Here is a 13,044-nt window from a genome sequence, read left to right as displayed (position 1 = left end):
AACATGGATTTGTTCATCGAACGGGCGGATGCGGCTCTGTATCAGGCCAAGCACTTGGGGCGAAACCGTGCGGCAACCTTGTTGATGGACGGTGGCGCCGAGACGCTGATGCGTTCCGATCGTTGAAAGCTTCGAGCACCGCGTGTTTCATCGGTGTACAGCGTGTGTCGCCAGTCGTCCGTCGTCCCGGAGCCACCAACGCAACCACCCAAAGGCGCAGGTGTCACACCAGAAGACACCCGGCCCTCTGGAGCGCCCGCCCATGAAGAATCTGCGAATCGCGACGTTCAACGTCAACGGCATGCGCGCCCGATTGCCAAACCTGCTGGCCTGGCTTGAACGCGAGAAACCGGACATCGCCTGTCTGCAGGAGCTCAAGTCGGTCGACAGTGCATTTCCCGCCACCGAACTTGAAGCTGCCGGCTACGGCGCCATCTGGCACGGTCAAGCGTCGTGGAATGGTGTGGCAATTCTGGCGCGGGATGCGCAACCGCTGGAGAGTCGCCGCGGTCTGCCGGGCGGTGCCGACGATACCCACAGCCGCTATCTGGAGGCTGCCGTGCACGGCATCCTGGTGGGCTGCCTGTACTTGCCCAACGGTAATCCGCAACCGGGGCCGAAGTTCGATTACAAGCTGGCGTGGTTCGAGCGCCTGATCAGTTATGCGCAAACCCTTCAGGGCAGCGAGCATCCGGTGGTGCTAGCCGGTGACTACAACGTGGTGCCCACCGACCTTGACATCTACAACCCGCGCTCCTGGCTCAAGGATGCGTTACTGCAACCGCAGAGTCGCGCGTGTTATCAGCGTATGCTGGACCAGGGCTGGACCGATTCCCTGCGTCATCTGTACCCCGAGGACCGGCTGTACACGTTCTGGGATTATTTCCGCCAGCACTGGCAGAAAAATTCCGGCTTGCGCATCGATCATCTGCTGCTCAATCCGGCCTTGAGTCCGTATCTGCAAGATGCCGGCGTGGATGCCTGGGTGCGCAACGAACCCCACGCGAGCGATCATGCGCCGACCTGGATTCAACTGGCTTCACGCAAGCGGCGTTGAAGTTTGCGGGCGGGCGATTGGCTAAATCAATTGTCGGCAATGCCGGCTCATCCTTTATACATAGCGCCCATTGGCGCAGTGATCCGCAGCTGCCGTGCAAAAGGATTGAGCAATGAGCGAGCCACGCCTGACAAACACCGCTTTGTATCTGCAACGTCTGGGCTTCGATGCCCCGCCGGCACCGACCCTGGAAAACCTGAGCCGTCTGCAACTGCGCCATACCGGCGCGTTCCCCTTTGAAAACCTCACCACACTGTCCGGCGAACCGGTACTGATCGACCTGCCGTCCATCGAGCAAAAGGTCCTGCACGACGGCCGCGGTGGTTATTGCTATGAACTCAACAAGCTGTTTTTGGCCTTGCTCCAGGAGCTGGGTTTCGACGCCCGTGCCATCAGCGGCCGGGTGGTCATGGGCCAGCCGGAAGGGGCGTGGACAGCTCGCACCCATCGCCTGAGTCTGCTCACCATCGATGATGTGCGCTACATCACTGACGTCGGTTTCGGTGGCATGGTGCCTACCGCTCCATTGTTGCTGGATTCTCGTGGCGAACAACTGACCCCGCACGAGCCCTATCGCATTGAACAGCACGTCGACGGCTATACCCTGCGCGCCAATGTCGACGGCGAGTGGCGAGCGATGTACATCTTCGACCTGCAACGCCAGGAAGACATCGATTTCACGGTCGGCAACTGGTACGTCTCGACGCACCCGGGGTCATCATTCGCCGAACGGCTGATGGTGGCGCGCACAGGGGAGGGGTGGCGGCGCACGCTCAATAACGGCAGCTTCGCGATTCATCGTATCGGCGAGGACAGTGAGCGCCGGCAGGTGGCGGATGTATCGGAGTTAATTGAGCTGCTGGAGCGCGAATTCGGCATTCGCGTGCCGGAGCATGCGCAGTTGAAGTGCACGCTAGAGCGGTTGATCGACTTAACAGACGGTTAATAGTGCGTGCGCCACCCCTCATCGGCTTTTCAGCACGCTAAGGGTTCTGCCAATCAAGGGCGAACTTCTGGCTCCATCACCCGCTGAATTTCGCGCAAGGCCTCGGACAGTTTCTGCTCCAGGCCCTTCAATTCTGCCGTGGTGATGCCTTTTTTCAGCTGCCCGGCCTTGCCGTCACCGAGCAGCGCCCGGCGCAGCGTGTGGTTTATCACAGTCTGATAGCCATGGCCCTCGCTTTCCGCCAGCGCCCGGGCCGCCTCAATAACGACGTCATCGAGCATGATGGTAATTCGGGTCTTGCCTTTGCCTGAGGCCACTGGCCCGCGCTTTGCATTGTTGAAATCGTATTGGTCTTTCATCGGTCATGCCTCCAGATACTGACGGCGCTCGCTTTTGGTGGCGATGCGCGCGGAAATAATTCGAACGAAATTCGGATCCCTGTAGGTGTACGCGACAACCAGCAACCTACCTTTTGCATCCAGTCCCATGGTGATCCACCGCTGTTCTTCGTGGTGATTGTCTTGAACCGTCAGGGCGCGCTCGTCATGGAACACTGGTTCGGTTTCGGCGAGGCTGATGCCCTGATGCTTAAGTTTGTTGGCCGCGTTCTTTGCCTTGTGATACTGAATTTCGAATGGCTTCATTATGCATACGTTATATGTATAAGAAAGGGGGCGACGCAACCGATGGTCGCCAGGAACTGAAAAGACTAGTGGGCATGGACGAACGAGCGCGCGGGGATATATTTCAAGGTTTTTGGAAGGGGCCTAAGCCGTTGCAAAGGAGCGAAATGGCCGATCATCCATTTCGTGACTGGTAAGTTGTATACAACTCTATAGACATTTGTCCTATGTCTTGCATACAGTGTGCGCATAACAAAAACCAGGGAACCCCCTACCATGAAAACGCCCCATGTTTCACACCAACGGCCCGAAGATGAAAATCTTGGGATCGGCGCGAATATGGCTTACGGCCTGCAACATGTTCTGACCATGTACGGTGGCATCGTTGCGGTGCCGTTGATCATTGGTCAGGCTGCCGGGCTGTCGCCGGCGGACATCGGCTTGTTGATTGCTGCTTCACTGTTTGCAGGGGGGTTGGCGACGCTGTTGCAAACCCTTGGTTTACCGTTTTTTGGCTGTCAATTGCCGCTGGTACAGGGCGTTTCCTTCTCTGGCGTCGCGACCATGGTGGCGATTGTCAGCAGTGGCGGGGAGGGCGGATTTCAGTCGATTCTGGGGGCGGTGATTGCGGCGTCCCTGATCGGGTTGCTGATCACGCCGGTATTCTCGCGTATCACCAAGTTCTTTCCGCCCCTGGTCACCGGTATCGTCATCACCACCATCGGCTTGACGCTGATGCCGGTGGCGGCACGCTGGGCCATGGGCGGCAACAGTCATTCCCCGGAATTCGGCAGCGTGGCGAACATCGGCCTGGCAGCAGTCACCCTGGTGCTGGTGCTGTTTCTCAGCAAAATCGGCAGTGCGACTATCTCGCGTCTGTCGATCCTGCTGGCCATGGTCATCGGTACGATCATCGCGGTGTTCCTGGGCATGGCCGATTTCTCGTCGGTCAGCGAAGGTCCGATGTTTGGCTTTCCGACGCCGTTCCACTTCGGCATGCCGACCTTCCACTTTGCGGCGATCCTGTCGATGTGCATCGTGGTAATGGTGACGCTGGTGGAAACGTCCGCAGACATCCTGGCGGTTGGTGAGATCATCGACACCAAGGTCGACTCCAAACGCCTGGGTAATGGCCTGCGCGCCGACATGCTGTCGAGCATGATCGCGCCGATTTTCGGCTCCTTCACCCAGAGCGCCTTTGCCCAGAACGTCGGACTGGTGGCGGTCACCGGCATCAAAAGTCGTTATGTAGTAGCCACTGGCGGTCTGTTCCTGGTGATCCTCGGCCTGCTGCCCTTCATGGGTCGGGTCATTGCCGCCGTGCCGACGTCGGTGCTGGGTGGTGCTGGCATCGTGCTGTTTGGTACCGTGGCGGCCAGTGGCATTCGTACGCTGTCCAAGGTCGACTACCGCAACAACGTCAACCTGATCATCGTTGCGACTTCTATCGGTTTTGGCATGATCCCGATCGCCGCGCCGAGCTTCTATGACCACTTCCCAAGCTGGTTCTCGACGATTTTCCATTCGGGCATCAGCTCGTCGGCGATCATGGCCATTGTGCTGAACCTGACCTTCAACCACCTCACCGCCGGCAATTCGGATCAGCAGTCGGTGTTCGCGGCAGGTACCGAGCGGGTTCTGCGTTATCAGGACCTGGCGGCGTTGCGTGAAGGTGATTACTTCAGCGACGGCAAACTGCATGACTGCGACGGCAAGGAGATTCCGGTGGTGGAACTGGAGCATGGGTCTGTGGAGCCTCGTTCGTTACATGCAAAAAGTAGCGAACATGTCTGAAAAGAGGTTGCGGCCAGGTTTCTAGCGAGTTGAAAAGGCGTCCTTCGGGGCGCCTTTTTTGTTGCCAGTCGCTGTCATCAAATGTGAACTCATTGACGCCATATGAAAAGCGCTCTCCCGGTGCGTGACGATACTGGTTTGCTCGTCGAAGACGAGCCTCGAAACGAACCTGTTTCGCCAGTTGGCCGATGTCTCCGTGCCTTGCGGAAGGGCTTTGTTGCATCTCAGTAAAAAAATTATAGAGAGCGCAGAATGAAGTTCAGTTTTATAGATGACAGCAAGCGCAGCCGCCGGCGTGTGCTGCGTGATGCCTTTACCCTGGCTTTGGCGGCCTCGCCATTGGCAAGCCTTGCCAAAGCCGCCGACACACCCCGCACTGCTGATGACACCGCCGAAGACGTGACCTTCGCGGCTGGCCCGCGGCCGCTGGTGCAATACCCGCAAAAACGTCCTTTGACGCTGGTGACCACGCGTCCGCCCCACCTTGAGACGCCATTCGCTGTTTTCAACGAAGGGCCAATCACGCCCAATGATGCGTTTTTCGTGCGTTATCACCTTGCAGATTTCCCCACCAGCATTGATCCGGACAGCTACCGTCTGACAATCAAGGGCTCGGTCGACACGCCGCTGTCGCTTTCCCTTGCAGAGCTCAAGGCCCTCGCCGAGCCGGTGGAAGTCGTGGCCGTCAATCAGTGTTCAGGCAACAGCCGTGGTTTCTCGATGCCGCGGGTATTCGGCGCTCAGTTGGGTAATGGCTCAATGGGCAATGCCCGCTGGGTGGGCGTGCCGCTCAAGGCAGTCCTGGAAAAGGCCGGCGTGAAAGCCGACGCCAGACAAGTGACCTTCCGTGGCCTCGACAAGCCAGTGCTGCCCAGCACGCCTGAGTTCATCAAAGCGCTGGACATCAGCCATGCCATGGACGGTGAGCCGATGATCGCCTGGTCCATGAACGGAACTGATCTGCCATTCCTCAACGGTTACCCGATCCGTCTGGTGGTACCCGGTTATTTCGGTACTTACTGGGTCAAGCACCTGAGTGAGATCGAAGTCGTCGACCATACCTTCGACGGTTTCTTCATGGCTAAAGGTTACCGCCTTCCAGACAACGAGTGTTCCTGCATCGCCCCCGGTACCACGGCGGCGCAAACCCGGCCGATTTCCAAATTGCCGGTGCGCAGTTTCATCACCAGCGTTAAACATGGCGACGTGTTGCCGCTGAAAAAGAGCGTGCTGCTCAAGGGCATTGCGTTCGATGGTGGTGCTGGCGTCAACAAGGTGGAGGTTTCGATCGACGGGGGCAAAAGCTGGCGAGAAGCCACGCTGGGGCAGGACCTTGGCCGTTTCTCCTTCCGCGAGTGGACATTACCGGTCACCTTCACCAGCAAGGGCGCCACACAGTTGATGGTGCGAGCCGCTAACAGTGCGGGCGAGATGCAACCTGTGAAAGCTGACTGGAACCCCAGTGGCTACCGTCGCCATGTCGTAGAAACCAGCCACGTGACCGTTTCCTGAGGGGGCCAGCATGAAAAGCATGAAACCCATGATGACCTTGCTGTGCGCGGCGCAGTTTTGTCTGGCTACCATGGCGAGCGCAGCGCCATTGTCGATCACCTTGCCGCCGGAAACCGCAGCGTTCAAGCCCAGCGCACTGCCTGGTTATCAATTGGCGCAGCAAAAATGTTCCATCTGCCATTCTGCCGATTACATCGCCTTCCAGCCTCCCGGCTTGAGCCTGGCGCAGTGGACGGCAGAGGCTGGCAAGATGCAACACGTGTATGGCGCTCCGATCAGCGATCAGGACGTGAGCATGATTGGCGCCTACCTCGCGGTGACCTACGGTAGTGCCAAGGCGAGCGATGCCGAGGTGCAGGCGGCTTCGAACCCGGTGGCGGCCCAGCCCCCGGCGGTGCCTGCCGCGAAAGCCGATCCCATGGCCCTGCTGCAGAACAATGCCTGTTTGTCCTGTCATGCGATCGATCACAAGGTTGTAGGCCCGGCCTATCACGATGTGGCGGCCAGGTATGCCAATGATCCGCAGGCGTTGACCAAGGTTACGTCGAGCATTCAGCACGGGGGGAGCGGCAAATGGGGGGACATCCCGATGCCGCCTTTTGCACAGCTGAGCGCGGAGGATCTGCAAACCCTGACAACATTCATTCTCAGCCGGTAAGCCATCCGGGCATGGCCTGCGGGCCGAGTCGGGGAGTGCGGTAGCGTTGTGACATGGAGGGGGGCTGCGTTTCAGCGGGCTCCCTTTTATTGAATCGACCTTCACTTCGAAGGCCGTTGAATTGGCAGGAGCCAGGCGGTACGCCTGAAACGAAAAAACCCGCCAGAAGGCGGGTTTTTTTATTTCAGAGAATCATCTCTGAACTGTGTCTGGCTCCACGACCTGGACTCGAACCAGGGACCCAGTGATTAACAGTCACTTGCTCTACCAACTGAGCTATCGCGGAATGGCGCCTATGTTACTGATTCAAAAAGAGAAGTCAAGCATCGGATAGCAAATTGACGGATTCGTCGGGACGGACGGTGGATTTGCAGCGATGGCGGTTACCAGAATCGGCTCAGGGGTCTACCATGACCGCCCGGAAGTGGTGACACGCGCTGCCGGCCATTCGCCGAAAAGGTACGCGCCATGAATCAATCCGTTCTCACGCCTCAACACAACGAGGTGTGCTTATGAGCATCGCTCAGATCAGCCTGCCCAAAGGCGTCGGCCCTCACGCCGAGAAATTGTTCGACGCAATCACCCAGGCCGGCTCGGCTGAGGAATTGAATCGCGCCGGTGGCAAGGCCGAAGGTTTTGTCCTGGGGCTGGAAAGCACCAAGGCGATCAAGAGTCAGATCGCCGAATCGCTCTATGTCGCCTATGACAATGCCGCCAGTCAGCGTGCCACCGAGTTGGCCTAACCGCCGAAGGTGAGGGTGCCGACCATCAGTTTGGCATACAGCATCGTAGCGCCCAGTTGCACCAGCCACAGGGCCAGGCCACCGAGGAACACCCCGGTGGCTACTTGCATCACCAGATTGTTGCCGCGTCTGGCCGGGGTGCGAGGGACGAAATGGTCCAGATCATCCAGGTCATCGCGGTCAGCGCGCAGGTCATCGTTTTTCATGTGGGTTCTCGTGAAATATCTCGGTGTATAAAAATCTGTGGGAGAGAGCCCTGTGGCGAGGGGATTTGCCTGTGGAGAGGGGGCTTGCCTGTGGCGAGGGGGCTTGCCCCCGTTGGGCTGCGAAGCAGCCCCCCAAATATCTGTTAGCACCAAAGATATTGTGAGTGCTGCGCACTCAAACGGGGCCAAGCCCCCTCGCCACAGGGTTCTCTGACACATTCGATAGGTGCAGTTTAGAGTTCTCGGGCTCGCCATTGAGAATTATCTGAGCCAAATAAATACGGGAAGCACCTTCGCTTCCCGTTTTTTAGTTTCAGGGCGAAATCAGATCACCTGAACAATCGCATCCGTCACAACTTTGATGTTGCTCTGGTTCAGCGCGGCCACGCAGATGCGGCCGGTGTCCAGGGCGTAGATGCCGAACTCACTGCGCAGCCGGGTCACTTGCTCAACCGTCAGGCCGGAGTAGGAGAACATGCCGCGCTGGCGACCCACGAAGCTGAAGTCGCGCTGCGGAGCATTTTGCGCCAGCAGATCGACCATCTGCGTGCGCATGCCGCGAATGCGCAGGCGCATTTCGGCCAGTTCGGCTTCCCACTGGGCGCGCAGTTGCGGGCTGTTCAACACAGCGGCGACGATGCTTGCACCGTGGGTCGGCGGGTTGGAGTAGTTGGTGCGGATCACGCGCTTGACTTGCGACAGCACGCGCGCGCTTTCTTCTTTCGATTCGCTGACGATCGACAGGGCGCCAACGCGCTCGCCGTACAACGAAAACGACTTGGAGAACGAGCTGGAGACGAAGAAGGTCAGGCCCGATTCAGCGAACAGGCGTACAGCGGCGGCGTCTTCGTCGATGCCATCGCCAAAGCCCTGGTAGGCCATGTCGAGGAACGGCACGTGACCTTTGGCTTTAACCACGTCCAGCACGTTGTTCCAGTCCGCCGGGCTCAAGTCCACGCCGGTCGGGTTGTGGCAGCAAGCGTGCAGCACAACGATCGAGCCGTTTGGCAATGCGTTCAGGTCTTCCAGCAGGCCGGCACGGTTCACGTCGTGGGTCGCGGCATCGTAGTAGCGGTAGTTCTGCACCGGGAAGCCGGCGGTTTCGAACAGTGCGCGGTGGTTTTCCCAGCTTGGGTCGCTGATTGCCACGACGGCGTTCGGCAGCAGCTGCTTGAGGAAGTCGGCACCGATTTTCAGCGCGCCAGTGCCACCAACGGCTTGGGTGGTGATCACGCGGCCTGCTGCGATCAGCGGCGAATCATTGCCGAACAGCAGTTTTTGCACGGCCTGGTCATAGGCGGCAATACCGTCGATGGGCAGGTAGCCGCGGGAAGCGTGTTGAGCGACGCGAATCGTTTCGGCTTCGACAACGGCGCGCAGGAGTGGAATTTTCCCCTCCTCGTTGCAATAAACACCGACTCCCAGATTGACCTTGTTGGTACGGGTATCGGCGTTGAATGCTTCGTTGAGGCCCAGGATTGGATCGCGTGGTGCCATTTCGACAGCGGAGAACAGGCTCATTATTGCGGCGGCTCTGAATGGAGAGTGGAGGGACGTGTCGCGCTCCAGCCGAATGCACTAGAGCGGTGCACAAACGGGGAGCTAGTATAGAGGCCATCAGTGTTCAATGGCGACAGGCGAATCAGGTTTTCCGGTATGTTTTTTCCATTATTTTTCGACCGCCAGTCGCTTGGTCGAGGCCAAGGCTTCACGGGATGTAAGACGTTTGCCTTGAAAGCGCCGGCAATCGGCTCCACATTGAGCATAATCCAGTTTTTTCCTCGGGCGACAGCGGTCGTTTGCGGTCTTTCTCGTTCGTGTCGGCGTCACCGGCAAGAGTGATCCAGAGGTACTTCATGTCTGAATTCCAGCTTGTCACCCGTTTCGAGCCCGCCGGCGATCAACCGGAGGCCATCCGCCTGATGGTCGAGGGGATCGATGCCGGGCTGTCGCACCAGACGTTGCTTGGGGTAACCGGGTCGGGCAAGACTTTCAGTATCGCCAATGTGATCGCCCAGGTGCAGCGCCCGACCTTGGTGCTGGCGCCGAACAAGACCCTGGCGGCGCAGCTGTACGGTGAGTTCAAGGCGTTCTTCCCGAACAATGCGGTGGAATACTTCGTCTCCTACTACGACTACTACCAGCCCGAAGCCTATGTGCCGTCCTCGGACACCTTCATCGAGAAGGACGCCTCGATCAACGATCACATCGAACAGATGCGGTTGTCGGCGACCAAGGCGCTGCTGGAGCGCAAGGACGCGATCATCGTCACCACGGTGTCGTGCATCTACGGCCTGGGCAGCCCGGAAACCTATCTGAAGATGGTGCTGCACGTGGATCGCGGCGACAAACTCGATCAGCGTGAATTGCTGCGCCGTCTCGCCGACCTGCAATACACCCGCAACGACATGGATTTCGCCCGTGCGACTTTCCGCGTGCGTGGCGATGTGATTGATATCCACCCGGCGGAATCGGATTTCGAAGCGATCCGCATCGAACTGTTCGACGATGAAGTGGAGAGCCTGTCGGCGTTCGATCCGCTGACCGGCGAAGTCATCCGCAAATTGCCGCGTTTTACCTTCTACCCGAAAAGCCACTACGTGACGCCCCGGGAAACCCTGATGGGCGCCGTAGAGGGGATCAAGGTCGAGTTGCAGGAGCGCCTGGAATACTTGCGTTCCAACAACAAACTGGTGGAGGCGCAACGCCTGGAGCAGCGCACCCGTTTCGACCTGGAGATGATCCTCGAGCTGGGTTACTGCAACGGCATCGAAAACTACTCGCGCTACCTGTCCGGCCGCGAAGCCGGTGCGCCGCCGCCGACGCTCTTCGACTATTTGCCGGCGGACGCCTTGCTGGTGATCGACGAGTCCCACGTCAGCGTGCCGCAGGTCGGGGCAATGTACAAAGGCGACCGCTCCCGTAAAGAAACGCTGGTGGAATATGGCTTCCGCCTGCCGTCGGCGCTGGACAACCGGCCGATGCGGTTCGACGAGTGGGAAAGCATCAGCCCGCAGACGATTTTTGTCTCGGCGACGCCGGGCAACTACGAAGCCGAACACGCCGGGCGCGTCATTGACATGGTGGTGCGTCCGACCGGGCTGGTGGACCCGCAAATCGAAATCCGCCCGGCACTGACCCAGGTCGACGACTTGCTGTCGGAAATCACCAAGCGCGTCGCCCTCGAAGAGCGAGTACTGGTCACTACGCTGACCAAGCGCATGGCGGAGGACTTGACCGACTACCTGGCCGACCACGGCGTGCGGGTGCGCTACCTGCACTCGGATATCGACACTGTGGAACGTGTAGAAATCATCCGCGATTTGCGCCTCGGTACCTTCGATGTGCTGGTGGGGATCAACCTGTTGCGCGAAGGCCTGGACATGCCGGAAGTGTCTCTGGTGGCGATCCTCGATGCCGACAAGGAAGGCTTCCTGCGTTCCGAGCGTTCGTTGATCCAGACCATCGGCCGGGCGGCCCGCAACCTCAACGGCCGGGCGATTCTGTATGCGGACCGCATCACCGGTTCCATGGAGCGCGCGATCGGTGAAACCGAGCGCCGTCGCGACAAGCAGATCGCGTTCAACCTGGCCAACGGCATCACGCCCAAAGGTGTATTCAAGGACGTGGCCGACATCATGGAAGGCGCCACCGTGCCGGGTTCGCGCAGCAAGAAGCGCAAAGGCATGGCCAAGGCCGCCGAGGAAAACGCCCGTTACGAAGCCGAACTGCGTTCACCGGGCGAGATCGCCAAGCGCATCAAGGCGCTGGAAGAGAAGATGTACCAACTGGCACGCGACCTGGAATTCGAAGCGGCGGCGCAGATGCGCGACGAGATTGCCAAGTTGCGTGAGCGGCTGATTGCCGTTTGATTGGTAGCGTCTGAACTGGCCTCATCGCGAGCAGGCTCGCTCCCACAGTTGATTGGGTCGTCTCGACGGACGCGGTCCAATGTGGGAGCGAGCCTGCTCGCGATGGGATCAGTAGTCTCAGTGCAGCAGTTGGTCAGTGCGCCTCACCAACCTTGATACCAACCGGCAACTTCCTGGTCAGCAACACCGCCAGCATGCTGATCCCCAGCGCTATCCCGAGAAAATGAAACGCATCGTTGTAGGCCATGATCGCTGCCTGCTGGTGGGCGATCTCGCTGAGCTTGCCCAGCGCCGCCGTTTCACTGCCCAACCGGTCCGCCAACGACGCTATCCGCTCGGCCACCTGCGGATTGCTCGGCACGATGGACTCGCGCAAATAATCAAAGTAGGTCTTGGTGCGCGCATCCAGCAACGTGGCGAGGAGGGCGATGCCGATGGCGCCGCCAAGATTGCGCAGAATGTTGAACAGACTCGATGCCGAACCCGCATCCTGAGGCAGGATGTACGCCGTGGCGATCAACGAGATGGTGACCATGATCAGCGGCTGGCCGAGTGCGCGCAGGAGCTGGATCTGATTGAACTGCGGTCCGGCGAAGTCCGGGTTCAGCACCCCGGAGTAGAAGCTCGCCATGCCGAACAGCCCGAAACCCAGGGTGCACAGCCATTTCGGTGAAATGATCTTCATCAGCTTGGGCACCAGCGGAATCAGAAACAGCTGCGGCACACCCATCCACATGATCACTTCGCCGATCTGCAGGGCGTTGTAGTTCTGGATCTGAGCCAGGTACAGCGGCAGCAGATAGATCGAGCCGTACAAACCGACCCCCATGCCGATACTGGAGATGCTCGATAAACCGAAATTGCGATTGCCGAGGATGCCGAGGTTGATCAGCGGGTTGGGTCTGGAAAACTGCACGATCACAAAGGTAATCAGGCTGATCAGCGCAATGCTGCCCAGCGCCACGATCAGATTCGATTCCAGCCAGTCCTTGCGGTGGCCTTCTTCCAGGAACACCTGCAGGCAGCCGAGCCCGACGCCGAGGGTGACGATGCCGGCGTAATCGGTGCTTTTGAGCAGTTCCCAGTGGGCTTCTTTCTTCTCCAGGCCATACATCAGGCCGGCGATCATGATCAGTCCGGGCGGAATGTTGATGTAGAAGATGTATTCCCAGCCCCAGTTTTCCGTCAGCCAGCCGCCGAGCGTCGGGCCGATGGAAGGGGCGAAGGTCGCAGTCATGGCGAACATCGCCATGCCCTTGGCCCGGTGGTGTTCCGGCAGTTTGATCAGGGTCAGGGTGAAGGCCAGCGGGATCAGCGCGCCGCCGGTAAAACCCTGCAAGGCGCGGAACACGATCATGCTCTCCAGGCTCCAGGCCATGGAACACAGCAGCGAGGCGACCAGAAACCCGAGGGACACCCATACCGCCAGGCGGCGGGCCGACAGCAGCTGGACCAGCCAGGCGGTGAGCGGGATCATGATGATTTCCGCCACCAGGTACGAGGTGGAAATCCACGAGCCTTCTTCCAGGGTGGCCGACAGTGCGCCCTGGATATCCTTGAGCGATGAGTTGGTGATCTGGATGTCCAGCACCGCCATGAAGGCGCCGAGCATCACGCTCATCACCGCGATCCA

Annotated in this window: 13 protein-coding genes and 1 tRNA gene; 8 read left to right on the top strand and 6 right to left on the bottom strand. The window is 59.2% G+C overall.

Annotated features, from left to right (window positions below; genetic code table 11):
• Positions 1 to 3 precede the first annotated feature (3 nt).
• From ASE98_RS27450 to ASE98_RS04120, 3 genes are all read left to right on the top strand, one after another.
• Positions 4 to 126 (top strand): hypothetical protein, encoded by a 123-nt coding sequence (locus tag ASE98_RS27450; protein ID WP_269084470.1) that lies wholly within the window; start codon positions 4 to 6, stop codon positions 124 to 126.
• A 136-nt stretch (positions 127 to 262) separates the two neighbouring features.
• Entirely contained in the window at positions 263 to 1,057 is a 795-nt protein-coding gene (locus ASE98_RS04125) for an exodeoxyribonuclease III (RefSeq protein ID WP_060540095.1), read from the top strand.
• A 112-nt stretch (positions 1,058 to 1,169) separates the two neighbouring features.
• A complete protein-coding gene (locus ASE98_RS04120) occupies positions 1,170 to 2,003 on the top strand; it encodes an arylamine N-acetyltransferase family protein (RefSeq protein ID WP_060540094.1) in 834 nt (277 codons plus the stop codon).
• A gap of 53 nt (positions 2,004 to 2,056) precedes the next feature.
• Here ASE98_RS04120 and ASE98_RS04115 read toward each other — a convergent pair whose 3' ends face one another.
• Together ASE98_RS04115 and ASE98_RS04110 are read right to left on the bottom strand one after the other, a co-directional pair.
• On the bottom strand, positions 2,057 to 2,362 hold the full coding sequence (locus ASE98_RS04115) for a BrnA antitoxin family protein (RefSeq protein ID WP_060540093.1): 306 nt from the start codon (positions 2,360 to 2,362) through the stop codon (positions 2,057 to 2,059).
• A gap of 3 nt (positions 2,363 to 2,365) precedes the next feature.
• Entirely contained in the window at positions 2,366 to 2,647 is a 282-nt protein-coding gene (locus ASE98_RS04110; RefSeq protein WP_060540092.1) for a BrnT family toxin, read from the bottom strand.
• A 255-nt stretch (positions 2,648 to 2,902) separates the two neighbouring features.
• Between ASE98_RS04110 and ASE98_RS04105 the strand changes: the two genes are divergently transcribed.
• From ASE98_RS04105 to sorB, 3 genes are all read left to right on the top strand, one after another.
• On the top strand, positions 2,903 to 4,420 hold the full coding sequence (locus ASE98_RS04105) for a nucleobase:cation symporter-2 family protein (RefSeq protein WP_060540091.1): 1,518 nt from the start codon (positions 2,903 to 2,905) through the stop codon (positions 4,418 to 4,420).
• Between the two features lie 252 nt (positions 4,421 to 4,672).
• Positions 4,673 to 5,932: a SorA family sulfite dehydrogenase catalytic subunit gene (gene sorA / locus ASE98_RS04100; protein ID WP_060540090.1), complete on the top strand. Its 1,260-nt coding sequence runs from the start codon at positions 4,673 to 4,675 to the stop codon at positions 5,930 to 5,932.
• A 10-nt stretch (positions 5,933 to 5,942) separates the two neighbouring features.
• Positions 5,943 to 6,590, top strand: coding sequence for a SorB family sulfite dehydrogenase c-type cytochrome subunit (sorB, locus tag ASE98_RS04095; protein WP_060540089.1), 648 nt, complete (start codon positions 5,943 to 5,945; stop codon positions 6,588 to 6,590).
• Between the two features lie 210 nt (positions 6,591 to 6,800).
• Here sorB and ASE98_RS04090 read toward each other — a convergent pair.
• Positions 6,801 to 6,876, bottom strand: a tRNA-Asn gene (locus ASE98_RS04090).
• A gap of 226 nt (positions 6,877 to 7,102) precedes the next feature.
• Between ASE98_RS04090 and ASE98_RS04085 the strand changes: the two genes are divergently transcribed.
• Entirely contained in the window at positions 7,103 to 7,333 is a 231-nt protein-coding gene (locus ASE98_RS04085) for a hypothetical protein (protein ID WP_060540088.1), read from the top strand.
• Here ASE98_RS04085 and ASE98_RS04080 read toward each other — a convergent pair.
• Complete coding sequence (locus ASE98_RS04080) at positions 7,330 to 7,539, bottom strand: hypothetical protein (protein ID WP_060540087.1); 210 nt, start codon at positions 7,537 to 7,539, stop codon at positions 7,330 to 7,332. The genes ASE98_RS04085 and ASE98_RS04080 overlap by 4 nt on opposite strands.
• Before the next feature lie 324 nt (positions 7,540 to 7,863).
• Complete coding sequence (locus ASE98_RS04075) at positions 7,864 to 9,060, bottom strand: amino acid aminotransferase (RefSeq protein ID WP_060540086.1); 1,197 nt, start codon at positions 9,058 to 9,060, stop codon at positions 7,864 to 7,866.
• Between the two features lie 335 nt (positions 9,061 to 9,395).
• Here ASE98_RS04075 and uvrB point away from each other — a divergent pair, with 335 nt between their 5' ends.
• Positions 9,396 to 11,411, top strand: coding sequence for an excinuclease ABC subunit UvrB (uvrB, locus tag ASE98_RS04070; RefSeq protein ID WP_060540085.1), 2,016 nt, complete (start codon positions 9,396 to 9,398; stop codon positions 11,409 to 11,411).
• Positions 11,412 to 11,544: 133 nt separating this feature from the next.
• On the opposite strand, the gene ASE98_RS04065 is transcribed toward uvrB, so the two are convergent.
• Complete coding sequence (locus ASE98_RS04065) at positions 11,545 to 13,035, bottom strand: MDR family MFS transporter (protein WP_177336946.1); 1,491 nt, start codon at positions 13,033 to 13,035, stop codon at positions 11,545 to 11,547.
• Positions 13,036 to 13,044: the final 9 nt, after the last annotated feature.

The organism is Pseudomonas sp. Leaf48 (assembly GCF_001421885.1).
Taxonomy (GTDB): domain Bacteria; phylum Pseudomonadota; class Gammaproteobacteria; order Pseudomonadales; family Pseudomonadaceae; genus Aquipseudomonas.
This window is presented reverse-complemented; position numbering and strand designations above follow the sequence as displayed.

What these genes read in the sequence shown, in the direction of transcription:
- ASE98_RS27450 (WP_269084470.1), top strand. Translation starts at nt 4, where the DNA reads ATGGATTTGTTCATCGAACGGGCGGATGCGGCTCTGTATCAGGCCAAG.
- ASE98_RS04125 (WP_060540095.1), top strand. Translation starts at nt 263, where the DNA reads ATGAAGAATCTGCGAATCGCGACGTTCAACGTCAACGGCATGCGCGCC.
- ASE98_RS04120 (WP_060540094.1), top strand. Translation starts at nt 1,170, where the DNA reads ATGAGCGAGCCACGCCTGACAAACACCGCTTTGTATCTGCAACGTCTG.
- ASE98_RS04115 (WP_060540093.1), bottom strand. Translation starts at nt 2,362, where the DNA reads ATGAAAGACCAATACGATTTCAACAATGCAAAGCGCGGGCCAGTGGCC.
- ASE98_RS04110 (WP_060540092.1), bottom strand. Translation starts at nt 2,647, where the DNA reads ATGAAGCCATTCGAAATTCAGTATCACAAGGCAAAGAACGCGGCCAAC.
- ASE98_RS04105 (WP_060540091.1), top strand. Translation starts at nt 2,903, where the DNA reads ATGAAAACGCCCCATGTTTCACACCAACGGCCCGAAGATGAAAATCTT.
- sorA (WP_060540090.1), top strand. Translation starts at nt 4,673, where the DNA reads ATGAAGTTCAGTTTTATAGATGACAGCAAGCGCAGCCGCCGGCGTGTG.
- sorB (WP_060540089.1), top strand. Translation starts at nt 5,943, where the DNA reads ATGAAAAGCATGAAACCCATGATGACCTTGCTGTGCGCGGCGCAGTTT.
- ASE98_RS04085 (WP_060540088.1), top strand. Translation starts at nt 7,103, where the DNA reads ATGAGCATCGCTCAGATCAGCCTGCCCAAAGGCGTCGGCCCTCACGCC.
- ASE98_RS04080 (WP_060540087.1), bottom strand. Translation starts at nt 7,539, where the DNA reads ATGAAAAACGATGACCTGCGCGCTGACCGCGATGACCTGGATGATCTG.
- ASE98_RS04075 (WP_060540086.1), bottom strand. Translation starts at nt 9,060, where the DNA reads ATGAGCCTGTTCTCCGCTGTCGAAATGGCACCACGCGATCCAATCCTG.
- uvrB (WP_060540085.1), top strand. Translation starts at nt 9,396, where the DNA reads ATGTCTGAATTCCAGCTTGTCACCCGTTTCGAGCCCGCCGGCGATCAA.